At 49.5% G+C, this 23821-nt stretch carries 15 protein-coding genes; 12 read left to right on the forward strand and 3 right to left on the reverse strand.

Annotated elements, in window-relative coordinates; translation table 11 throughout:
* The first annotated feature begins 110 nt into the window (after window positions 1–110).
* From BM202_RS07250 to BM202_RS07300, 11 genes are all read left to right on the forward strand, one after another.
* Window positions 111–872 carry an HpcH/HpaI aldolase family protein gene (locus BM202_RS07250; protein ID WP_093824456.1) on the forward strand — a complete coding sequence of 254 codons (762 nt, stop codon included), beginning with the start codon at window positions 111–113 and terminating at the stop codon, window positions 870–872.
* 112 nt (window positions 873–984) lie between these two features.
* Window positions 985–1302: a 50S ribosomal protein L21 gene (gene rplU, locus BM202_RS07255; RefSeq protein ID WP_093824458.1), complete on the forward strand. Its 318-nt coding sequence runs from the start codon at window positions 985–987 to the stop codon at window positions 1300–1302.
* A gap of 79 nt (window positions 1303–1381) precedes the next feature.
* Entirely contained in the window at window positions 1382–1687 is a 306-nt protein-coding gene (rpmA, locus tag BM202_RS07260; RefSeq protein WP_093824460.1) for a 50S ribosomal protein L27, read from the forward strand.
* 140 nt (window positions 1688–1827) lie between these two features.
* The gene (locus BM202_RS07265) at window positions 1828–2430 is read left to right on the forward strand and encodes a NifU family protein (RefSeq protein ID WP_093824462.1); all 603 of its coding nucleotides are present in this window, start codon (window positions 1828–1830) and stop codon (window positions 2428–2430) included.
* 169 nt (window positions 2431–2599) lie between these two features.
* The gene (locus tag BM202_RS07270) at window positions 2600–4024 is read left to right on the forward strand and encodes a DUF5723 family protein (protein WP_093824464.1); all 1425 of its coding nucleotides are present in this window, start codon (window positions 2600–2602) and stop codon (window positions 4022–4024) included.
* Window positions 4025–4124: 100 nt separating this feature from the next.
* The gene (gene recG / locus BM202_RS07275; RefSeq protein WP_093824466.1) at window positions 4125–6233 is read left to right on the forward strand and encodes an ATP-dependent DNA helicase RecG; all 2109 of its coding nucleotides are present in this window, start codon (window positions 4125–4127) and stop codon (window positions 6231–6233) included.
* A gap of 169 nt (window positions 6234–6402) precedes the next feature.
* Window positions 6403–9723 carry a SusC/RagA family TonB-linked outer membrane protein gene (locus BM202_RS07280; protein ID WP_093824468.1) on the forward strand — a complete coding sequence of 1107 codons (3321 nt, stop codon included), beginning with the start codon at window positions 6403–6405 and terminating at the stop codon, window positions 9721–9723.
* Window positions 9724–9741: 18 nt separating this feature from the next.
* Window positions 9742–11592, forward strand: coding sequence for a RagB/SusD family nutrient uptake outer membrane protein (locus BM202_RS07285; protein ID WP_093824470.1), 1851 nt, complete (start codon window positions 9742–9744; stop codon window positions 11590–11592).
* A gap of 130 nt (window positions 11593–11722) precedes the next feature.
* Complete coding sequence (locus tag BM202_RS07290) at window positions 11723–15136, forward strand: VCBS repeat-containing protein (protein ID WP_394333782.1); 3414 nt, start codon at window positions 11723–11725, stop codon at window positions 15134–15136.
* A gap of 106 nt (window positions 15137–15242) precedes the next feature.
* The gene (locus BM202_RS07295; protein ID WP_093824472.1) at window positions 15243–16523 is read left to right on the forward strand and encodes an McrC family protein; all 1281 of its coding nucleotides are present in this window, start codon (window positions 15243–15245) and stop codon (window positions 16521–16523) included.
* Between the two features lie 42 nt (window positions 16524–16565).
* A complete protein-coding gene (locus tag BM202_RS07300) occupies window positions 16566–17882 on the forward strand; it encodes a gluconate:H+ symporter (RefSeq protein ID WP_093824474.1) in 1317 nt (438 codons plus the stop codon).
* 124 nt (window positions 17883–18006) lie between these two features.
* Here the strand turns inward: BM202_RS07300 and BM202_RS07305 are convergent, their stop codons facing one another.
* On the reverse strand, window positions 18007–18378 hold the full coding sequence (locus BM202_RS07305) for a single-stranded DNA-binding protein (protein WP_245776554.1): 372 nt from the start codon (window positions 18376–18378) through the stop codon (window positions 18007–18009).
* 167 nt (window positions 18379–18545) lie between these two features.
* Here BM202_RS07305 and BM202_RS07310 point away from each other — a divergent pair, with 167 nt between their 5' ends.
* The gene (locus BM202_RS07310) at window positions 18546–19211 is read left to right on the forward strand and encodes an SGNH/GDSL hydrolase family protein (RefSeq protein ID WP_093825179.1); all 666 of its coding nucleotides are present in this window, start codon (window positions 18546–18548) and stop codon (window positions 19209–19211) included.
* A gap of 59 nt (window positions 19212–19270) precedes the next feature.
* Here the strand turns inward: BM202_RS07310 and BM202_RS07315 are convergent, their stop codons facing one another.
* Together BM202_RS07315 and BM202_RS07320 are read right to left on the reverse strand one after the other, a co-directional pair.
* A complete protein-coding gene (locus BM202_RS07315) occupies window positions 19271–20017 on the reverse strand; it encodes a LytR/AlgR family response regulator transcription factor (RefSeq protein WP_093824476.1) in 747 nt (248 codons plus the stop codon).
* A gap of 96 nt (window positions 20018–20113) precedes the next feature.
* Window positions 20114–23398, reverse strand: a complete 3285-nt coding sequence (locus BM202_RS07320; protein ID WP_093824478.1) for a sensor histidine kinase — start codon at window positions 23396–23398, stop codon at window positions 20114–20116.
* Window positions 23399–23821: the final 423 nt, after the last annotated feature.

Genomic DNA, 23821 nt, shown 5'->3' on the forward strand with positions numbered 1-23821 from the left:
GATGATTGCTTTTAAAAGAGTTGGTAAAGCTAACGTGTAACGTACATTCAGTCTGAAAAGTCATTTACTTTGCTTATCGACAGCAAATCAAGTGGCGTTACGTAATCAATATGAAGCAAAACATTGTTAAAACCCGGCTCAAAAACAATCAGCCTGTTTTGGGTATCCTTTCAAATAGCACCGACCCAACAGTAGCTGAACTCTGTGGATTTTCGGGGCTGGATTTTTACATGATCGACGGTGAACATAGTCCCGTCACCACGGCGCAAGTGCAGGATATTGTGCGGGCCTGCGAGCTGAGCGGCATTACGCCTTTAGCGCGTGTTCGCAGTAATGACCCGAAATTAATTTTACAGTTTCTGGATGCCGGTGTCATGGGGATCATGATGCCCGCCGTCAGCACCGTAGCAGAAGCCGAAGCGTTGGTTCAGGCAGTTAAATACCCACCGTTGGGTCTGCGTGGATTTGCGCCCATGCGCGCCTGCGATTACTTACTGGGTACGATGAATCAGGGCGAATACGTGGAGTTTGCCAATGAACAAACGCTTGTTTTACCGCAGATTGAAGATAAAGAAGCCATTGCCAATCTGGACGATTTGTTAACGGTTGAGGGAATTGACGGGTTTGTTATTGGCCCGCGCGATCTGGCTATGAGCATGGGTTACTTCGACGGTCCCGGCCACGACGAAGTGAAACGAACCATTGCGGGCGTTGTCGATAAAATCAAAAAAGCGGGGTTGATTGCCGGTACCACAGCCGCCACCGGCGACCAGGCAAAAGCCTTAATAGACCGGGGGGTGTTATTCTGCCTGAATTCATTTGCCGGACTATTGAAATCGGCCGCTGGTGATTTTATGAAAGGAAGAGGGTAGCGAATGAAGAATGAAGAACCTTTACACGCTTGAAAAAACATCATTCATCATTTACCATTCATCATTTTTATTCTTACCTTTGCACCCTAATTTTCAATTTCATACAGATCACATGTACGCAATCGTAGAGATCGCAGGGCAGCAATTCAAGATCCAGAAAGGTCGCTTTATCTATACCCACCGGTTAGAGGGCGAAGTGGACGCTGCACTTGCCTCCGACAAGGTGAAAGTTCTCCTTGTTGACAACGAAGGGAGCATCAATATCGGTGCCCCGACCGTCGCTGGAGCGACGGTGTCGGCCAAAATCGTCGAGCACCTGAAAGGTGAGAAGGTAATCATCTTCAAGAAGAAACGCCGGAAAGGATATAAGAAGAAAAACGGCCATCGTCAGTATTTGACGAAGGTTATGATCGAAGACATCACTATTTAGTAATCAGTCAATGGTCGATAGTCGATAGTACTTTAAAATGCTTACGGCTTATGACTTACGACTTACGACTTTTAACAAAATGGCACACAAGAAAGGTGTAGGTAGTTCCAAAAACGGCCGCGATTCACACAGCAAACGCCTGGGCGTTAAACTGTTCGGCGGTCAGTCGGCCATTGCCGGCAATATTATTGTCCGCCAGCGCGGCACAAAGCACCACCCCGGCAAAAATGTTGGTTTGGGCAAAGATTATACGCTGTTCGCCCTGGTTGATGGTACCGTAAAGTTCCGTCCGGGCCGCGATAGCCGGTCATACGTAGACATTCTTCCTGCTGGTCCATCGGCGGTTGAAGCAACGCCCGTAGCCGTAGCGCCTGCAGAAGCTTAAGCAGAAAAATAAGTAAGGAACGAACCCGTCTAACGTAGTTGGACGGGTTTTTTCGTAAGTATAGGTAGTACGAAAATTCTTTGCCTAAAAACTAAAAAAACGGTGAGGCTGTTAGGGCTATAACCATAAATCGGAATTACATGAATCCTACGCTGAGCCGTCCCGTATCCATTTTTACGGAAGGAAGCCCCAATCCGAACTCAATGAAGTTCGTCGTTAATTTTGATCTTGTGCCAGACGGCCTTTCGTTCGACTATGCCACGCCGGGCGATGCGCTCCTTGAAGGAAAAGCGTCCCCATTGGCCGTAGCCTTGTTTGGCTTTGAGTTTGTACGCCGGGTGTTTATTTCGGGCAATTTCGTAACGCTAACGAAAGATGACGAAACCGACTGGGACGACGTATTATTTGAGATTAAATTATTTCTGAAAGACTATTTTGGCGAACAGAAGCCCGTTTTTTTGCAACGGACAATGGATGCCAACACCACAAAGCTGGACATGGATTCTGAAACTGTCCAGAAAATAAAAGCAGTGCTGGATCAGTATATCAAACCCGCTGTGGAATCGGATGGAGGAGCCATTAGTTTTTACTCGTTCGATGAGCCAAGCGGTACGGTAAAAGTACTCCTGCAGGGTTCGTGCAGCGGTTGCCCCTCATCGACACTCACGCTTAAGCAGGGAATTGAAAACCTACTGACGCGTTTGGTTCCAGAAGTAAAACTGGTCGAAGCAGAAGGCGTGTAAATGTAAGTCGTTAGTCAATAGTCGTCAGTTGCTGCCAAGGCTAGTTTCTGACGACTATTGACTAGCGACTAATGACTTTAATTTTAAAAATAAATCCGTCATTGGCCAACCCCGGTGACGGATTTGCGTTTCTATAGGAGAACGCATCTTCATTCACCTAATTCACTACATGAAATATTGGCTCACACTGGGAGGATTTTTGTTTATTTCTACAATCACTTCAGCGCAAAATCTGCTGGGTATTTCCACCAGTCGCTATGGCGGCACCAATCGACTTTATATCAATCCATCACTGGCCGCCGACTCGCCCAGTAAGCTATATCTCAATGTCGCTACGGCTAACTTAACGGCGAATAATAATTACTTTCGCTATCAGGCTCCCTTCTCGTTACTTAAATTTATCACGGGTAACGTATCGAATGAGTATAAAAACCAAGATGGGTCGGTCCATTTTGATGTCAACTACACGCGCGAAAGCCTGGATGGCTCGTCCAAAAACGGGACACTGGCGGGCGAAGTGCGCGGCCCGGCTATTTTGATAAAAACAGGCGAATTCTCGGCCATTGCCGTAACGACACGATTTCGGGCCGTTGGGCAGGTAGTTGGGGCGTCAGAATCATTGCTCTCAGCCTTGCGGGCAGGGTTAGGCGATAAAGCCCTTTACAGCATTCCAACGGATAATAATAAGTTTAGTCTGAACTCGAATACCTATGCTGAACTGGGCCTTACCTATGCCGGAACGCTTTGGCAGGAGGAGGGCCAGAAATTACTGCTGGGCTTAACCGGAAAAATATTGATCGGGTATAATGCGCAGCACATCATTAACCGGGGCGCCAACTATCGGATTGTAGCTGATCCAACGAATCCCAATAACGCCGTTCTGGAGTTAAATCAGCTAGACGCTACGTTAGGCTACACGACTTTCCTGGAAAACCGATCGATTACGCCCCGAACGCTCTTTAGTACCGATTCGCCGGGTCGGGGATTCGGATTCGACATTGGGATGACATACGTAAACCAGTACGATGCTGAAAGTCCGGCCCTGCGGCTGGGTGTGGCCGTAACCGACGTGGGCGGTCTGACCTACAAAGGTGAGCAGTTCAACTACGCCGATATTGGGCAAAATCCCGTTCGATTTACCAACAACGATTTCAACCGGATTACCGGTAGCCTTGATGTGCTTCAAAGTATTCGGGATAAAATTAATGTGGGCCGAAGCCCCGATAAAACCAGTTTTAGAGCTGGACTTCCTACGTCGCTTAACCTGACCTTCGATTATCAATTGCCAACGGGTTTTGGCGTGAACGTAACCTACTTTCAGGATGTGCGGGCCGTGCAGGCGTTGGCTGTTCACCAGCCGTCGATGCTGGCTGTCGTTCCCCGCTACGATGCACGCTGGCTAAGTCTGTCACTGCCCATTGCTTACCTGAATCATGGAGTAACGGCGGGAGCATCTGTTCGCGTAGGACCTGGGTGGCTCGGTACGGATAATTTGCTGGGTTTACTGGGCAATTCGGCCAATGGCATCCATCCGCGCGGTCTGGATATTTACGCGGGAGTTGCTTTTGGAATCGGGAAGGTCGATGAAGATTAGTCGTTTGTATTGCCGGCTGTCCCAATCGGCAATACATTGAATAGAAATCCGTATTTTTGGTCAACTCCTGCCTATAAAACCAGGGGTTTCTGGGTCTGACATGACCGAACGAACCACCTTTTTCGATACATCGCTTCTTTACCTGAAAGGGTTAGGCCCGCAGCGGACAGAATTACTCAACAAAGAGCTGAATCTGTTTACCTACGGTGATCTGATCCAGTATTACCCCTTTCGCTACGACGACCGGTCTCGTTTTTACACCATCAGTGAGTTGATGGATTCAATGCCGTCGGCGCAGGTACGGGGGCGGCTCCGTGACTGGTATATGGAAGGCGAAGGCCCTAAAAAACGCCTGGTTGCTACGTTCTCCGACGGTACTGGCTCCATGAATCTGGTCTGGTTTCAGGGCATTACTTACATTGAGAAAACCCTTCGTCGCGACGGCGAATACGTTGCCTATGGTAAGCCACAATCCTTTAATGGACAGTTCAGTATCATTCACCCGGAGCTGGACAACACGACTACAGCCTCAGAAACCGAACCTGGCTTTTTCCCTGTCTATAACCTTACCGAAAAACTCCGTAAGCGTCATCTCGATAGTAAGGCTATCGGGAAGGTGATGCGGCTGCTCCTTGAGCAGTCGTGGCCGCACATTCGTGAAACGCTACCAACCTCGCTCATTGAGCAATTTCGGCTTATAGGCAAGCGCGAGGCCATGTGGAATATCCACCTGCCGCAGAACCAGGGATGGCTGAAACAGGCCCAGCGACGGTTGAAATTTGAGGAGCTATTCTACAACCAGCTCCGGCTGATTAAGAACAAACTCATTCAGAAAGAGGAATTTCCGGGGCAGATTTTCCGCGATACGTCCCTGATGAAGCATTTTTATAACGAACTGTTGCCATTTGAGCTAACGGGTGCCCAGCAGCGCGTTATCAAAGAAATTTACGCCGATTTTCTGACCGGTAAGCAGATGAACCGGCTTCTGCAGGGGGACGTAGGGAGTGGTAAAACCATTGTGGCGTTCATTGCCTGCCTGATGGCGATTGGCAACGGAGCGCAGGCCTGCCTGATGGCCCCGACCGAAATCCTAGCTGACCAGCACTACAACGGGCTCAAACCCTTTGCCGACGCGATGGGCCTGAATCTGGGCATCCTGACGGGTTCGACCAATAAAAAACGCCGGGTTGTGTTGCATGAGGAGCTTCAATCGGGTAAGATGCATGTTCTGGTTGGCACCCACGCCTTGCTGGAAGATGCTGTGCAATACAAAAATCTCGGCTTGTGCATCATTGACGAACAGCACCGCTTCGGCGTAGCGCAGCGGGCAAAACTCTGGCGTAAAAATGAGACGGTGCCGCCCCACATTCTGGTCATGACGGCCACGCCCATTCCGCGTACGTTAGCGATGACCCTCTACGGAAACCTCGACGTATCGGTTATCGACGAATTACCAAAGGGACGAAAACCCATCAAAACGGTACATAAATACGACAAGCACCGGTCAGAAGTATTTGGGTTTATTCGGCAGCAAATTGAGCTAGGGCGGCAAGTGTATGTGGTGTATCCGCTCATCGAAGAATCGGAGAAGCTGGATTATAAGGACCTGATGGATGGGTTTGAAAGTATGCAACGGGCTTTTCCCAGACCCAAATATGAAATTGGTATGTTGCACGGGAAAATGCTGCCTTACGAAAAAGACGACGAGATGAAGCGGTTTCTGAAGCAGGAAACCCAGATAATGGTAGCTACAACGGTTATCGAAGTAGGTGTTAACGTACCCAATGCCAGCGTAATGGTCATTGAAAGCGCTGAGCGATTTGGCTTGTCGCAGTTGCATCAGTTGCGGGGGCGCGTAGGGCGGGGAGCTGATCAGTCGTACTGCGTGATGATGACGGGCTATAAACTCAGCAGCGACACCCGTACCCGGCTCGAAACGATGGTACGTACCAACAATGGTTTCGAGATTGCCGATGTCGATCTCCAGTTGCGCGGTCCTGGTGATCTGACGGGTACGCAGCAGAGTGGCGTTATGGATCTGATGATTGCCGACCTGGCCAAAGACGGTGCTATTTTACAAGCGGCCCGTGAGTCGGCGCAGGCGATTCTTGCTGAAGACCCTGAGCTTATATTACCCCAGCATGCCCCTATCCGAAACCACGTTGATGGCCTTAAACAGACCGAAAACAACTGGGGACGTATTAGTTAAGTGGTAACATCTATGTGTCTCTTCTGACTATAAAGTAATAGAAATATAGGTGGTTTTAATGTAAATATTGTTAAAAAAAAGTTGGTTTTGAGTAATAATAGATAAGTATATACCTTTGAGTAATGGGCTTTATGGTTTAGTAGCGCTTACTAAATCTAATCTAAAGCTTATGCAAAAACAATTTACTCAGAAGGTCCACAACATACGAGAGGATACCTTCCTGATGGATGCGAATCGGGTCTGCCGAAACACATTCTGTCTCCTGTTTGTGCTTGGTCTTCTTTCCTCCGCTGGCGCTTTCGCTCAGATGAAGGTTACGGGGAAAGTACTTGACGCGCAGGGGCTCGCGCTGCCAGGTGTGAGCATTGTGGTGAAAGGAACAACGACCGGTACCGTGTCTGCGGTACAGGGTGATTACACACTGAACGTACCAAATAGAACATCTACGCTTGTCTTCTCTTACATCGGGTATACCAGTCAGGAAGTACCCGTTAACAACCGTACTGAGATCAATATTACCCTGGCGTCTGACGACAAAATGCTGAGTGAAGTTGTTGTCGTTGGGTATGGTGAGCAAAAGAAAGAAACCGTAACCGGTGCTGTTGCTACGGTAAAAGGATCAGATCTGATCAAGTCGCCTGCCGTCAACCTGAGTAACTCCATTGCGGGCCGGATGCCGGGCGTTATTGCGACCAACGCCAGTGGTGAGCCAGGGGCGGATGGGGCTACTATTCGTATTCGGGGTTCTAGCACGCTGGGTAACAACGACGCGCTGATCGTAATCGACGGTGTGCCAGCTCGGGCTGGGGGTATCGATCGCCTGAACCCGGCTGACATTGAAAGTATGTCGGTCCTGAAAGATGCCTCCGCGGCCATCTATGGCTCACGGGCGGCCAACGGGGTAATTCTGGTGACTACCAAGCGGGGTAAGAGCGGTAAGCCGGAATTGTCCTATAGCTTTAATCAGGGATTTGGTCAACCAACCGTTATTCCTAAAATGGCGTCAGCGGCTGAATATGCTCAGTTGAACAACGAGATCAACTTGTATAACAACCTACCTGCAGGTTATTGGAAGGATGCTACTACTGCATTTAATACCACTGGAAGCTACACCCGGCCTGACAATGGCGTGGTTGTTAAAGCGGCCTACTCACCCGATGATATCAAGAAGTTTCAGGACGGTTCTGATCCCTGGGGTCACCCGAATACCGACTGGTTCGGCGCAGCGCTAAAAACCTGGTCGCCCCAGGTGCGGCATACGTTGCAACTGGTGGGCGGTTCGGAAAATATCAAGTACCTGACTTCGGTCAACTATCAGAACCAGGATGCGTACTATAAAAACTCGGCTACAGGTTACAAACAGTATGACTTCCGTCTGAATCTGGATGCCAAAATCAGTAAGTATATCAACCTGGTAACAGGCGTAGTGGGTCGTCAGGAAAACCGGTTTTACCCGACGGTTAGTGCTGGTGATATTTTTCGGATGCTGGCACGCGGGTATCCAAACAAACCCGCTTTCTGGCCGAATGGCTTGCCCGCTCCTGATATCGAAAATGGGCAGCAGCCTGTATTGGTTACGACCAGCGCCACAGGTTATGATAAAGATACCCGGTATTACCTGCAAAGCAATGCCAGTTTAAACATCACAAACCCTTGGGTACCAGGTCTGAAACTGACCGCCAGCGTTGCTTTGGACAAATATATTCAGCAGGGCAAGCGGTGGCAAACTCCCTGGTTCGTGTATAGCTGGGATTATACGTCATACGATCCGACAACAAAAGAGCCGCTTTTACAGCGCGTACAGAAAGGACCAGCTCAGTCTACGCTTAATCAGTACACGAACGATCAGTTCAACTCGCTGCTATCCGGGATCTTGTCCTACGATCATACCTTCGGTGCCAGTCATGCCATTACGTTGCTGGCCGGTATCACCAAAGAACAGTCTAACTCAAACGGTTTCCGGGGTTTTCGACAGTACTTTAACTCGACGGCTATCGATCAGTTGTTCGCGGGCGGAAGTTCTCAGCAGGTTGCTACCAATGATCCGACGCAAACACCAATCTGGCAACGGGCTCGCATGAGTTACTTTGGCCGTGCTGCGTATAACTACAAAGAGAAGTACCTGGCCGAATTTCTGTGGCGGTACGATGGTTCGTATATGTTCCCCCGTTCCAGCCGCTGGGGCTTCTTCCCGGGCGTAACGGCAGGCTGGCGTGTTTCAGAAGAAGATTTCTTCAAAAAAGCGCTGCCAGTGGTGAGTTCACTGAAACTACGGGCATCCTGGGGTCAGTTGGGCAACGACCAGGTGTATTTCAACAATACGTTACGTGAGTATGATTACCTGCCAACCTATGCTTATGGCGACCGCGTCAACTCAAACTGGGGCTACGTCATCAATAATCAGGTATCGCAAACGCTTTACGAAAATGGTGTTCCAAACACGTCTCTGACCTGGGAAGTAGCCAATAATTCGGACATCGGTCTGGAAGGCTCTCTGCTCAATGGTAAGGTGTTCTTCGAATTCGACGTGTTCCAGAACAAACGGTCGAACATTCTATGGCGCAAAAGTGCATCGATTCCACAGACGACAGGCGCTACGTTACCTGCCACGAATATCGGTCGGGTTACCAACAAAGGCTATGAATTCCGGGTGGGTTATAACGGACAGGCTGGCGACTTCAAATACAGTGTCAGTGTGAATGGCGGTTATGCCAAGAACGAAATTACGTTCTGGGACGAAACTCCGGGTGCTCCTGAGTGGCAGCGGTCAACGGGTAAGCCAATCCCGACTAATGTCAATGACCCCAACATGGCTAACGGTACCCTCATGTATCAGTACGATGGTATTTTTAGTACACAGGCTGATATCGATGCCAATAAGCTGGATTACAGTGGGGTAGGAGCCAGTCTGCTGCGCCCTGGCGACATGAAGCTCAAGGATATTGATGGCAATGGCAAAATCGACGCTCAGGACCGGGTACGGGCGGACAGAAACAACCAGCCTCGTTTTCAGGGTGGTTTGAATGCCAGCGTTCGGTACAAAAACTTCGACTTCAGTGTTCTGTTCCAGGGTTCAGCTGGTGGTCAGATCTTCCTGCAAACGGAGTCGGGCACCATTGGTAACTTCCTGCAATATAGCTACGATCACCGCTGGACGGTGGACAACCCCAGCACCGTTGATCCACGTATTGTAGACCGCAGTAACCAGTACTTCTCCAACGGTACCACCTACTGGCTGAAAAGTACTAACTATATCCGTCTGAAAAACCTGGAACTGGGCTACACCCTGCCAAGCACCATTGGAAGCAAGATTGGCCTGAACAACTTACGGGTTTATGTAAATGGTCTTAATCTGGTGACTTACGCACCGGCCATGAAAGGTATATTCGATCCGGAATCGACCAGTGGTAGCACAACTTCAGCTACTGGCAACGGACAGTACTACCCCCAGGCACGGGTTATCAACGCAGGGTTATCACTTAGTTTCTAATCGATCAATCAGACTAGTATGAATTATATAGCAAAGTGTATATCGTTTAGCCTGCTGATGGGCACAACGATGATCGCCTGTAATACTGATTTCCTGGATACGCAGCCGCTCGATAAAGTACCGGGCGACGCAGTCTGGGCCGACCGCGCGCTCTCCGAAGCCTTCGTAACGGATGTGTACAACGGCATTCGGGACGGCCTGCTGGATCAGATGAGTTTTGACTGCCAGACCGACAACGCCCTGTATAGCTTTGGCAAACAGGATGTAAATGAAGCAAACGTTAGCCCGTCTAATACGGGTACGGTAAAAACCACGATGGAATGGCAGGAAATGTATGCCCGTATTCGGTCTGCAAACATAGCTCTGTCGAAATTAGCCAAGCCTACGTTTGACAATAGTGGTAATGTGGCCGGTCGGATGCGTGGAGAAATGTACTTTATGCGTGCGTACTTCTACAACCAGTTGCTACGCTACTACGGGGCTATTCCCATCATCAAAACGCCCTATACCCTGGATGAAGCCGACTTTACCGTTGCGCGCAATACGTATGAGGAGTGTGTCAACGCCATCGTTACCGATCTGGATTCAGCCTCTGCGCTGTTGAAGGGCCGTAGCATGGAAGCTGGTCGGGCCACGATGGGCGCTTCTATGGCCCTCAAGGCACGGGTGCTGCTATATGCCGCCAGTGATCTGCACGACATCCCAACGGCAAAGATCAAGTCGACTGTCATTGCCGCTGCTACAAATCCTGAACTGCTGGGCTACGTGAGTGGTGATCGGACGGCTCGCTGGAAAAAGGCTCAGGATGCCGCGAAAGCCGTTATGGACTTGAATCAGTACGGCTATAAATTGAATCTGACGGCTCCCGTCACGGCGGCTGAAGGACAGCAGAACTACGTGAACCTGTCGCTGTCGCAAAACGGTGGCGAAACCGATGGTATTTTCCTGAAATACTACATCCGGGCATCCAATGATGACTGGGGCTCCTGGTTCCCACGTAACAACCAGCCCAATGGCTACCACGGCTGGACGTCCAGCGAACCGACTCAGCAGATGGTAGATAATTACGAGATGATGGATGGCACCAAGTTTAGCTGGAGCAATGCAACTCATGCCGCAGCTCCTTACGAAAACCGCGATCCCCGCTTCTATGCTTCAATTTTGTATGACGGTGCACCGTGGAAACCCCGTACACCCGATGGAGCGGGTATTGACCCCGCCGGTCAGATTCAGATGGGTGAATACGAAGTGGGTAGCTCGGCCGCCCCAACTAAGTTTTCGGGTCTGGACACGCGTAACAGCACCATTGAGAACTGGAACGGTACCTGGACGGGCTACGCTATCCGTAAGTTTTTCAACACCGACGTTTCGATTGTGGACCAGAACATCCGCCAGGAAATTCCGTCCATCCAGATTCGTTACACAGAAGTTGTGCTGAACTACGCAGAAACCTGTTTGATGCTGGGCCAGGAGGCCGAAGCCAAAAAGTGGATCAATGCTGTTCGCTTCCGGGCAGGTATGCCCGCCATCACCGAAACGGGCGCTGCCCTGGTGACACGTTACCAGAATGAACGAAACGTTGAAATGTTTATGGAAGATCAGCGTTTCTACGACGTTCGCCGGTGGATGATTGCGCCGACCGTACTTGGCCAGCAAGCCCGAATTATTGCGATTACGGGTAAACTCAAACCGGGTAAGACGGTCACTACGTATAAATATAGCAAAGACAACTACACCTATACGTACAGTGTACAGGACTTGGGAACGGGTAAGGAAAATCGAAAGTGGGCTGATAAACTCTACTTCCTGCCGATTAGCCGTGATGAGGTGAACCGGAACAGCAAACTGATTCAGAACCCAGGTTACTAACAGAGATTTAGTACCTTCTTTATCAAAAAATGCCAGTGCTCATAGGTGCTGGCATTTTTTGCTTTATTTTAATAGAATTTTGTAGTGCGGCCGATTGCCCGCATTACGCCAAAATAAAAGCCTGCCGTACGTGAAAACGATTATTCGTTTACTTTTCTTTAGTAGTACTGCCTTTCTGGCTGGTTGCTCCGATTCGACATCAACCGACAAAAGTGCTGACGCGGGTGGCCCACCACTCTTTACCTCATTAACGCCTGAGCAAACGGGTGTTACGTTCGCCAATAATCTCACCGAGGGACTGAACACGAACGTCCTGATGTATGAATATTTCTACAACGGTGGGGGCGTGGCTGTCGGTGATTTAAATAATGACGGTCTGGAAGATATTTATTTCAGTGGTAACATGGTTCCCAATCAGTTATACCTGAATAAAGGAGGCATGAAGTTTGCCGACGTAACGGCAGCAGCGGGTGTAGCCGGGCGCGAAGGGCCCTGGCGAACGGGTGTCTCGATGGCCGATGTCAACGGGGATGGTCGGCTTGATTTATTCGTTTGTTATTCGGGGAGTTTACCTCCTCAAAAGCGTATTCCTCAATTGTTTATTAACGATGGGGCCGATGCGCAGGGCGTTCCTCATTTCTCCGATCAAACGGTACAATGGGGGCTGGATAGACCCGGCCAGACGACGCAGGCCACGTTTTTAGATTACGATCGTGACGGGGACCTGGATATGTTTCTGCTCAATCATAATCCGCGTCTGTTGCCAATTCTGGACCCCGGTGCTACAGCCGCTTTGATGAAGCAGCCTAATCCTGAAATTGGCGTTCGCCTGCTCAGAAATTCTGGAAATCATTTTGACGACGTAACGGAGAATGCGGGTCTGAATAGTTCGGTACTGACGTATGGATTGGGGGTTGGCGTGTCGGATATTAACGGGGATGGCTGGCCCGATCTATACATTTCAAATGACTATGGCGTACCGGATTACCTGTATCTGAACAACCACAACGGGACCTTTACCGACCATTTGAAAACCAGTATTGGTCACACGTCGCAGTTTTCGATGGGGAACGACGTAGCCGATGTAAACAACGATGCCCGCCCCGACATCATGACGCTCGACATGCTCCCCGAAGACAATCGGCGGCAGAAACTGCTGATGGCTCCCGACAACTATGATAAGTTTAATCTGGCCGTAGCATCGGGCTTTCATTATCAGCTTATGCGGAATATGCTGCAACTGAATGAAGGGGTAATGCATAGGGCAGGTAGCGGGGAGCAGGGAGGAAACGCCGAACGCCACACTCCTGGCTCCGTGCCCATTTTCAGCGAAGTAGGACAGTTGGCGGGCGTATCAAATACCGATTGGAGTTGGTCGCCATTGCTGGCGGATTATGACAACGACGGCTGGAAAGATCTGTACATCACCAATGGCTACGTTCGGGACTACACCAACCAGGATTTTCTGAAGTACATGACCGATTATATGCGGAACAGGCCCACTAATTTTCGGCGTGAGGATGTGCTGGAGCTTGTGCATAAAATACCCTCTTCGAACGTAATGAATTATATGTTTCGCAATCTGGGTGGTAGCCAGGCGGGTACGGTGTCGTTTAGCAACGCAGGCCCGGACTGGGGCTTGACGCAAACATCGAATAGTACCGGAGCCGCCTACGCGGATCTGGACAATGACGGTGATCTGGATCTGATCGTCAATAACACGAATCAACCGGCCTTTATTTTTCAGAATGAAACCAATAAGGAGCGTAAGCACCATTATCTGTCCATACGACTGATCGGTAGCGGAGCCAATACGCAGGGCATCGGTGCCAATGTAACGATCTACCGCGCTGGAAAGCAACAGTACCTTGAGCAGGAACCGACGCGTGGGTATCAGTCGAGTGTGTCGCCCCGGTTACATTTTGGTCTGGGAATCGATCCTGTTATAGATTCACTACGTATCGTTTGGCCCACAGGCAAGCAGCAATTGCTGACAAACGTGAAGTCTGATCAACTCCTAATGCTAAATGAAAAAGATACTACGTCGACCTATCGTGAACCCAAATCGGCGCCCGTGCTCTTTCGGGAGATAAAAACGCCATTGGCCTATACGGACCCGATTAATAAGACGAACGATTTTAAACGTCAGTCGTTGCTGGTAAATGCACAGTCATTTGGTGGACCTTGCCTGGCCAAAGCCGATGTGAACGGCGATGGACGGGAAGATGTCTATGCGGGAGGCAGTAGCGGGCAGTCGGGTGTCCTGTTTATACAGCAGGCAAACGGACAGTTTAGTCGAAAGGAACAATCAGCCTTTGCCGCCGACAAACTAAGTAATGACACGGATGCTATTTTCTTCGATGCCAATGCTGATAGCTTTCCCGACCTTTACGTTGTCAGTGGAGGATACGGCGATTTTCAACTCGATGACGCACGCTTGCAAGATCGTCTGTATCTGAACGATGGGAAGGGTAATTTTGCCAAAAGCTCTGATGCCTTGCCCGTTATGAACGCCAGTAAAAGCTGCGTTCGGGCGTCTGACATCAACGGGGATGGAAAACTGGATTTGTTTGTCGGGGGGCGGGTGGTGCCGGGTCGTTATCCCGAAACGCCCCAGAGTTACCTGCTCATAAACGATGGAAAGGGTAAGTTTACCGATCAGACAAGCCGTTTAGCGCCCACTTTATCGCACATCGGTATGGTAACTGATGCCGCCTGGGTCGATCTTAACGCTGATAAGAAACCCGAACTGGTGGTGGTAGGCGAGTGGATGCCCGTAACGGTACTGGGCTGGAATGCTAACCAACTTACCGATCAGACAAAAACGTATTTCGATAAAGAGAGCCGGGGCTGGTGGAATAAGTTGTTGGTCGATGATTTCAATGGCGACGGTCGGCCCGATCTGATCGTTGGGAATCAGGGCGTAAATACTCAATGCCGGGCCAGTGATCGCGAACCCGCCGAATTGATCTACAAAGACTTTGACAAGAATGGTAAGGTCGATCCGATTCTGTGTTTTTACATACAGGGCAAAAGCTATCCTCATGCCACCCGCGACGAACTGCTCGATCAACTCGGGATGCTACGTCATCGCTTCACGAATTACGATCTCTACTCCAACGCCACCCTGACGGATGTGTTTACGGAAGAGCAATTGCAGGATACGCAAAAGTTGACTGCCAATCAGTTAAAAACAACGTATTTCGCCAGTACGTCGTCTGGCAAACTAACCGAGATGACATTGCCGCTAGTCGCCCAGATTGCGCCTGTCTTTACCGCAACGGCCCTGGATTACGATCATGACGGCCGAAAAGATCTTTTGCTTTGTGGTAATACTGCGCAAACGCGTTTGCGATTTGGTCGCTCCGATGCGAACTATGGCGTATTATTGAAGGGCGACGGCAAAGGTAACTTTTCGCCAGTGCCCCAGTCACAAGCCGGTTTTCAACTTACGGGCGATGTACGTAGTGTATTGACCGTTGGTAATACGTTGCTATTCGGTATTAACCAGCAGCCAGTTCGCGCTTATCAATTGGTAAAATGATTTTATTAAACACAGAGGCACAGAGAACACAAAGGTCAAAATGACTTAAAATAAACAATTTGTAACTCTGTGTTCTCTGTGCCTCTGTGTTTAATAAAATAAGGCTATGACCTACTCCGTTTCTGAAAATGGCTTGATTGGCAACGCTCAGCAAACCCTTGAACCAAGGTCGGGTGAGGTGCTGGTACCGGATGCTGTTTTTCAGGCGCTACGTCGGTTTGCATTTGAGCATGAAGCCGCCGACGGACTTATGACATTCACCGTGCAAAAAGGTCGTGAATACATCCGGGTTCGCAACTACGTCGGTCTGCTGACGTTGTCGGATGGGACGCAATTCGAAATTTTGCCAAAGATTGCGGGCACTACAAATGCTCGCGCGCTGCTGCTCACGATGCTTCGGTACCTGCGCCACGGCCCATTTCGAACACTCACGTCGGCGCATACAACAGCTACGCATCTGCCCTTGTGGGAAGTTTTCATCACGGCCTTTCTGGACACGCTGGAGCCAGTAGTCCGGCAGGGTATTCAACGGGCTTACGTATCCATTGAACGTAATGAACGCTTCTGGAGAGGAAAATTTCAGGCAGTACGTCAGCAGCGGGAAAATGCGCAACACGCTGAGCGACTAGCGGTTATGTATGACGTACTGACCGCCGACGTACCCCCTAATCGTATTCTGAAAACATCCCTGGTGCTCTTAGATCGGCAAACATCAAGTCTGGTCAATAAACGTCGAATCCAACAGTTGTTAGGCGCTATGGACGACATCCCGGTCACGGATTGCATGGCTGATGATATACGGGCTTTCCGACGGGCAAATCGACTGTTTACGCGCTACGAATCTGCCTTGCGTTGGGCTGAAGCTTTATTTGGTAATCAGGGATATGGTGTCAAAGCGGGTCGAACGACGAGTCTGTCGCTGCTCTTTCCGATGGAACGGGTCTTTGAAGAATACGTAGCGCATGGTGTTCGACGGCACTGGCCCAATGCCGACGAACTGCAAATTCAGGAATCCTCCGCACATCTGGTCGATGAACACATTGGCACGCCTAAGTTCAAACTTCGGCCCGATATTGTCATCCGGCATACCAATCAGACATTCGTGCTTGATACAAAATGGAAACAGGTACATGGACAGGAATCAACTGCGAACGGCAACTATGGCATCGAACAGGCCGACATGTATCAGCTTTACGCTTATGGCAAGAAATACGCGGCCACCGATTTATTTTTGATTTATCCGGCTAACGAAACCTTCCGCCAGCCGCTGGCTGTATTTGGTTACGATGCCACCACTCGTTTGCACGTAGTACCTTTTGATGTGGTCAATCCGCTGGCCAATGAAGTAGAAAAACTCGCTACCTACGCTTTGTCGTTTCGGCAATAGCCCGCTTTCTTACATTTTACACCGTAACCCGATCCTCCATTCATGCCCCTTATTCTAACTTTAATTGGCATTCTGACGCTTGTTCTCTTAGTTGCCTGGGTACGTTTAGATACATTTATCTCCTTCGTTCTTGTCTCGCTTGGTATTGGTTTGGCATCGGGTATGGACGTAGTAGCCGCGGGTAAATCCATCCAGACGGGTATCGGCGGTACTCTCGGTGATCTGGTGCTGATTATTGGTTTTGGGGCTATGCTGGGGCGAATCGTGGCCGAAAGTGGAGCTGCCCGACGAATTACGAACGTACTGATTAGCTGGTTTGGCATTAAAAACATCCGTTGGGGGCTGGCCCTGGCGGGGTTTGTCATCGGGATACCGCTATTCTATAATGCCGCCTTCATCATTGTGGTTCCGCTTGTGTTTACCATCGCGGCTTCGTCGGGCTTGCCGCTCATGTCGGTGGCAGTTCCCATGCTGGCGGCTTTGTCGGTAGCGCACGGATACCTGCCTCCGCACCCGTCGCCTTCGGCCGTGGCAGGTCAGCTCAAGGCCGATATTGGGCAGACACTCATCTATGGAATCATCGTTGCGATTCCAGCTATCATCGTCGCTGGTCCCCTCTTTGGCCGAACACTCCTGCATGTAAAAGCCACACCCAATCGGGCCTTATTCGATTTGCGGGAAGTGCCCGACACTAATCTGCCTGGTGCAGGCATCAGCTTTTTTGTGGCTATGCTACCTGTATTATTGCTGACGATCTTTGGCCCGCTAAAAAATGCACTGCCCGCCGATTCTCCCCTGAAAACCATTGTTACGTTACTGGCCGAACCCTATATCGGCATGTTGGTGTCAGTGTTAACGGCGATGTATGCGCTGGGCCTCCGGCAGGGGCAAACAATGAAGGCTATCACCAAGGACATGGAAGAAGCCGTTAAAGCCGTTGCGCCCATTCTGCTGGTTATTGCGGGCGCGGGTGCGCTGAAACAGGTTTTCAGCGATAGCGGTACAAGTAAATACATCGGAAGTCTGCTGGCTAATGCGTCCATTCCGCCGTTAATTCTGGCCTGGGGCATTGCCGCTTTTATTCGGGTATGCGTCGGGTCGGCAACGGTGGCCGGTTTAACGACGGTGGGGATTATTCTGCCGCTGGTTCAGTCGCAGGCCATAAAACCCGAATTGATGGTGCTGGCTATTGGCTCCGGGAGCCTGATGTTTTCGCACATCAACGACGGCGGATTCTGGCTCTTCAAAGAGTATTTTAATCTGACTATTCCGCAAACCATCCGCACTTGGTCATTAATGGAAACGATTGTATCCGTCGTTGGGCTACTGGGCGTGCTGGCGCTGAATTTGGTGGTATGAGGTCTTTGGCCTTGAAAAAACGCCACAGCGAAACTAATGCTGTGGCGTTTTTTTTATGAGAAATTTGATCTATCTGTGTAGTCTGTTTGAGACTTTTCTAACCAGCTACTAGCTGGCCGACATTTCATTCATCGACTTGAACATTCGACTGTTTGTCCAGCATGATAAGCTGATCGGCTACGATTTCAGTAATGTATTTTTTATTACCTTCCTTGTCGTCATAGCTACGTGTTTTTAGCTTGCCTTCAATAAACACAAGGCTTCCTTTGGTCAAATATTTGTGCGCCAGTTCCGCCAGATTTCGCCACAACACGATGGTATGCCATTCCGTTTCAGTTTTTGACTGCCCGTTTTTGTCTTTAAATTGTTCGGTAGTGGCTAATGAAAACTTGGCTACGGCTATGTTTCCTTCGAGCTGTTGTATTTCTGGATCTTTCCCCAGATTTCCAATCAATGTCACTTTGTTTAATCCTCTCATCGTGTTGGTGTTTTCCATCTGACCGGCTTTGTTTCCCTGATTTCAGACGATTGGTTATGGTTTAGTAGGTACTAAACTTGATCAGTTATCAGACGAAACTGTATTCTATTAGTAACATTAGGTTGCTTGTGAGATAAGTCCAGATGAAAATGAGTAACGGGAATTTGCTTGTGGCTTTAGGAAATATGACTACAATCTCAAAATCTCTGTTAATTCTACTTGTAGCCGGTTTGCTGGCTATGACGGCGGTCAAGCCGACGCGTGTTGTCTTCTTCGGTGATTCCATCACCCAGGCGGGTGTTAATCCCGGCGGCTATATCGACCGCCTGAAAAAAGTGATGCCTGCCGATCAGTTCGAACTCATCGGGGCCGGTATCGGTGGTAATAAAATCTATGATCTGTTCCTGCGGATGGATGACGACGTACTGGCCAAGCAACCCGACGTCGTGGTGATCTGGGTAGGCGTTAATGATGTCTGGCACAAAGCTTCATCGGGAACCGGCACCGATCCGGACAAGTTCGTGAAATTCTACGAAGCGGTTGTGAAAAAACTGAAAGCAGCCAACATCCGGGTTATCCTGTGTACGCCAGCTACCATTGGTGAGCGAACTGATATGTCCAACCAACAGGACGGCGACCTCAATCAGTATAGCCGGTTTATCCGCGAGCTGGCCCAACGCAATAACCTGCCCCTGGTTGATTTACGCAAGGCGTTCTTGGACTATAACCTCAAAAATAATCCCGAGAATAAAGAAAAAGGTATCCTGACCACCGACCGCGTTCACCTCAATGACGCCGGTAACCAGCTTGTAGCCGAACAGATGCAACAGGTGCTGATGGCGGGGAAGTAAAACTTTGCGAATTCACCGGGTTAAAACGGCCGCGGCCGACCGTCCGGTGAATCTGTTTTTTACAACCAGCCAAACCGTTCGAGGAGCCGGTCTTTCTGGCCCCTCGATACGGGAATGGTTTGTTGATTCGCCATCACCAGGTAGTTGCCTTCCCCTCTGACGAATTTTTTTATGTGATTGAGGTTAATGAGATACTGTCGATGTACCCGCAGAAAATCCCGCTCTTCGAATAATTCCTGAATTTCACGTAGCGATTTGGTTACTAAATAACTATGGCCATCGGTTAAATGGAATTTGGTGTAATTGTCATCGGATTCACAGTAAATTACGTCCTTGATGTCCACGAACGTAACACCATTCTGATAGGGCAGTGCTATTTTATCGGGTAGCACTTTCGCAGGTGCACTCAACTGTTGTTTGAGATGGGCTACCTGCTCCGATGTAGTCTTCTGCTGCTTTTCAACCCGGCTAACCGCTTGGATCAACTCCTGTGTGTCAATGGGTTTCAGCAAATAATCGACAGCACTATACCGGAAAGCTTTCAGGGCAAATTTGTCATAAGCCGTAACAAACACCAGCGAGAACGAAATACCGCCAACGGCTTCCAGTAGCTGAAAGCCATTCATTTGCGGCATCTCGATATCTAGAAATACGACGTCTGGCCGGTGGTCGAGAATCGCCTGCAACCCTTTGTGGCTGCTCGTGCAGGATGCGACCACATCTATGGTAGGACAGTGTTGGGAAAGCCGAAGTTCTAATAAGCCAACGGCATTGGGTTCATCATCGATAAGAACGGCGCTTAGCATGAAATTACTGGTAAAGAACTGCGTGAATGATTGGATCGGCAGTCTGGTGAATAGTCATTTGTCTCGTTTATCATGGGAGTAGATTAACCAGCCTGTTTAAATCGGAATGTCAACAATGACCCTGGTTCCACACGCTAGCCCCTGCGTATCCACTAAATCGACCACCTCGATCTGCGTCTGCGTATGATACAACTGATTGATTAGCTCAATGCGCTCGGCGGTGAGTTTCATGCCAAATGATTTGTTTTTCGTGGCGGATTTGCTCTTATACTCGGCGGCTTTTTCCCGGCCTACGCCATCGTCGGTGATCTCGATGTGCAGTAGGTCTTCGTGCATTTGCTGCACGTCTATCCATACGGTGCCCCCTTCGTCTTTGTGCATCAAGCCATGCCAGATCGCATTTTCGACAAAGGGCTGTAGCAGCAGGGGTGGAATTTGCACGGCATACGTATCGATCTCATCATCTACGTTAATAACGTAGTGGACTTTCTCCTGGAAACGCATCGCTTCCATATCGATGTAGAGTTGCAGGGTTTCGAGTTCATTGGCGAGGGTGACTTTATCGGATTTGGAGTTTTCCAGTACGAGCCGAATCAGCCGGGAGAATTTGGTGAGGTATTCAGAAGCTTTCTCGGCGTTGTTCTGCGCGGTAAAAAACTGAATGGAATTGAGGCAGTTGAAAATGAAGTGAGGATTCATTTGCGAACGTAGTGCCGCCATTTCCGTTTCCGAGATTTTGAGCTTGAAAGCCGCTTCTTTCTCGCTCAATTCGGCTTCCTTTTGTTTACGTTTGGCCTCTTCTGCTTCTAAGCGGGCTTTTAACGTTCGACGCTCTAGCTGAAAACGATACACTGAATAGAGAAAGCCCATAAATATAAGCGCCATCAACGTGCGAAACCACCATGTTTGCCAGTAGGGGGGGTGAATGACGATCTTCAGCGTACGAACAGTACTCCAAAGACCGTCGCTGTTGCTGCCTCTGATACGTAGCTGGTAGATGCCGGGTGGTACGTTGGTAAATGTGGCTAGTGGTTTGTTCCCAACATTCACCCAGTTTTTGTTGAAACCGTCTAATTGGTAAGCGTACTGGTTATGATCGGCCTGAAAATAGGAGAGAACCGAAAAGCCAATGGAAAAAAAATTCTGATCGTACTGTAATTCAAGGGCTGGCCGCTTCTTATTGGCGGTATAGTTCAGGCTGTGCGCTAGTGGAAGTGGCTTGTCGAATACGTTAACGAAACTGAACACGACAGTGGGTTTTATCGTATCGGGTTTGATATCCTGATCCTGAAAGCGAAACTTATCGAAAAAAAACTCACCATCCTCGGTTCCTACAAACGGAAACCAACTGAAGTTATGTAGATCATACTCCGAACCGAATCGGGATATTTGGCCGGTTTCGGGAGTGTAGCGCACAAGAGCCGTAAGCGTTTTGAGCCAAAGCTTGCCATTTTTCGTCAGATGTACACGGAGCACGGGTTCGCGGATCACTTGCTGAAATGCCTTTTTTCGCTGATCATATTTCCAGAGTCCATCATCGTATCGAGCCAGCCAAATCAGATTTCGGGCTGTATCCTCGACCATTTCCATGAGGTCGGTGCCAAGCCGGTGGGTATTTTCCATAACGGTGGTTGCCTGATTCGTTCGGGTATCGAACTGCTGTACGTTACCACCTACCCGATGACCTAACCAGATCCGCCCATTTCGATCCGCTACGGCCGACCGAATCGATCCCTGTAACAGGCCATGCGTTCCCGTCCGAAAACCAACGAACTGCTTCGTACGGCTGTCGAATTTGAGGAGGTTGCCTGGATGCCGCCCGAAAGACGGAAACCAGACATTACCCTGCCGATCCTGCACGACGGTCAGGAATACATTATAATCGCTGGTCTGGTTTTCGCCCGGTGGGAGTCCCTGGATCACCGCTTTTACGGGCTCAACTTTTCGCGTAATGGCATCAAACCGAAACAGCGCACCCGCGGATGTCTTTCCAATTATCCACAGGGCCTGATTGAGACGATCGGGAAACGCTACGTAGAATTCCTGCTCCGTAAAGCCGTTCAGTGGCAAGCTGTAGAGCCGGGTTTGGGTATGGCTCACCTCATCCTGTTCCGCAAAAATGAGCTGACCATCAGCCTGGTAGGAGCAATACAGCTTTCGCCCTTTCTTATAGATCACCCGAAAGGTTTCGGGTGTATTGCCTTTAAATTTGAAATATTGTTTCGATTCATTGAGTACACTGAGCGTGGCATCATGGTTGGTGGCAAACAAGCCCATCCAGAGCGACTTGCTGTTGCCGGGCGTATAGGAATAGGTTCCACGCGTGGGCGTAAAGGCATTATCAGGTTGGTGCGGATAGGTATAAAGCGATTCGGTGGTTTTGTCGAACAGGGCCAGCGAGGTGGGGCATCTGAGCCAGAACTGCTGATCATTACGTGGAATAATCTGGAAAACCTGATTATAGTCGGCCTGCGGAAAATAGAACTGTTTCCACTGGCCGGTTTGTGTGTCTAGCCGCAAAATACCCAGGCGTGTCCAGCTCCCGAACCAAACGTATCGGCCATCGGGTATTACGTCGGTGATGGCATCGAAATGCTGGCCAACTGCCGTTTTTTCAAATTGGGGGGCCATAAACCGGCTAATTGGATACCAGACCAGTGCGTTCGTGGCTGCATCGTAATAACCCAGGTTAACCGTAAGTACCGTATTGATAAGGCAATTGACGCTACCCCAAAGGCGCCCCTGTGCATCCACGGCTTTCGGAAAAAAGGTTGCCGGGGTATAGATTTCCGTTTTTTTTGTATACCCATTTATGAGAGTAGACGGAATGATCTGGCGGAATTTATGGGTGCGGGTATTAAACTCGAAAAAAGGCTTGATGGGTAATTTTTCGAGGGGATCATTCGATATAAACCAGTTCAGCCCTTCTTTACCCATCACCCAGAACTGAATGTTTTGCTGGTTCACAAACGGATTACGGAAAGAACGAAAAGTTTCTGTAATCGGGTCGAACAGGGATAGGCCATTCTTGTTGGCCGCCCAGATTTCATGACGCTCGTTTTCCTTGACGCTTCGCGAATTATCGGATTCATGAACGACCCAGCCCTCCGAACCAAACGATTTATAATGATTGCCATCGTAGCGAATCAGTTCTTCCGAGGCATTAGGTGTACTGACAAACCACAAATACCCCTGGCTATCCTGAAGTTGCAGGCTTTTATCGTAGGCTTGCTTGAACGCTTCATTATTGACTGTTACCTGATCGAAGCGCAGATACGGCCCCGGCAAGTGTTTTACATGCACAGTTTCTACCCGCTGGGCGATCACCAAAAAGGGAAGCCAGTAAAACAGGGTCAGATACGTAGCAAACCGGTGGGGCATGAGCAGGAATAAATGCGGCCAACATATACCATAAAGTCGGCTTTCACAAACCCATGTCCGCCAGTTGTCGTAATCATAGGGTGAATGGCAGGTTTTTTTGGGTTATTGTTTTTGCCAGTTTATGTAGAACACGCCGAAGAGCTAACCGTGTAAGGCTAGAACTATCGTTATAGCGCTGCATATAAATGAACCCATTTACCGTCCACCCTAGAAAACAGGTTACTCGCCCAGAAAAGCCTGCCACTCACCCAGCCTTGATGGCATTCGGGTAATCATATGTAGAAATTTGCCAATAATACAAAGCGTTTATCTGCGGCTCTGCCTCTATTCACTCATTTCCCACACTCAATCTGTGCCCGAAGCCTTAATCGGCTCCAGGGCAAAACCGAATGCTAAAGGATTTTCGCAAAGGGTCGTGCTGCT

Origin of the sequence: Spirosoma endophyticum (assembly GCF_900112365.1) — a bacterium.
Classification (GTDB): domain Bacteria; phylum Bacteroidota; class Bacteroidia; order Cytophagales; family Spirosomataceae; genus Spirosoma; species Spirosoma endophyticum.

What these genes read in the sequence shown, in the direction of transcription:
- BM202_RS07250 (WP_093824456.1), top strand. Translation starts at nt 111, where the DNA reads ATGAAGCAAAACATTGTTAAAACCCGGCTCAAAAACAATCAGCCTGTT.
- rplU (WP_093824458.1), top strand. Translation starts at nt 985, where the DNA reads ATGTACGCAATCGTAGAGATCGCAGGGCAGCAATTCAAGATCCAGAAA.
- rpmA (WP_093824460.1), top strand. Translation starts at nt 1,382, where the DNA reads ATGGCACACAAGAAAGGTGTAGGTAGTTCCAAAAACGGCCGCGATTCA.
- BM202_RS07265 (WP_093824462.1), top strand. Translation starts at nt 1,828, where the DNA reads ATGAATCCTACGCTGAGCCGTCCCGTATCCATTTTTACGGAAGGAAGC.
- BM202_RS07270 (WP_093824464.1), top strand. Translation starts at nt 2,600, where the DNA reads ATGAAATATTGGCTCACACTGGGAGGATTTTTGTTTATTTCTACAATC.
- recG (WP_093824466.1), top strand. Translation starts at nt 4,125, where the DNA reads ATGACCGAACGAACCACCTTTTTCGATACATCGCTTCTTTACCTGAAA.
- BM202_RS07280 (WP_093824468.1), top strand. Translation starts at nt 6,403, where the DNA reads ATGCAAAAACAATTTACTCAGAAGGTCCACAACATACGAGAGGATACC.
- BM202_RS07285 (WP_093824470.1), top strand. Translation starts at nt 9,742, where the DNA reads ATGAATTATATAGCAAAGTGTATATCGTTTAGCCTGCTGATGGGCACA.
- BM202_RS07295 (WP_093824472.1), top strand. Translation starts at nt 15,243, where the DNA reads ATGACCTACTCCGTTTCTGAAAATGGCTTGATTGGCAACGCTCAGCAA.
- BM202_RS07300 (WP_093824474.1), top strand. Translation starts at nt 16,566, where the DNA reads ATGCCCCTTATTCTAACTTTAATTGGCATTCTGACGCTTGTTCTCTTA.
- BM202_RS07305 (WP_245776554.1), bottom strand. Translation starts at nt 18,378, where the DNA reads ATGGAAAACACCAACACGATGAGAGGATTAAACAAAGTGACATTGATT.
- BM202_RS07310 (WP_093825179.1), top strand. Translation starts at nt 18,546, where the DNA reads ATGACTACAATCTCAAAATCTCTGTTAATTCTACTTGTAGCCGGTTTG.
- BM202_RS07315 (WP_093824476.1), bottom strand. Translation starts at nt 20,017, where the DNA reads ATGCTAAGCGCCGTTCTTATCGATGATGAACCCAATGCCGTTGGCTTA.
- BM202_RS07320 (WP_093824478.1), bottom strand. Translation starts at nt 23,398, where the DNA reads ATGCCCCACCGGTTTGCTACGTATCTGACCCTGTTTTACTGGCTTCCC.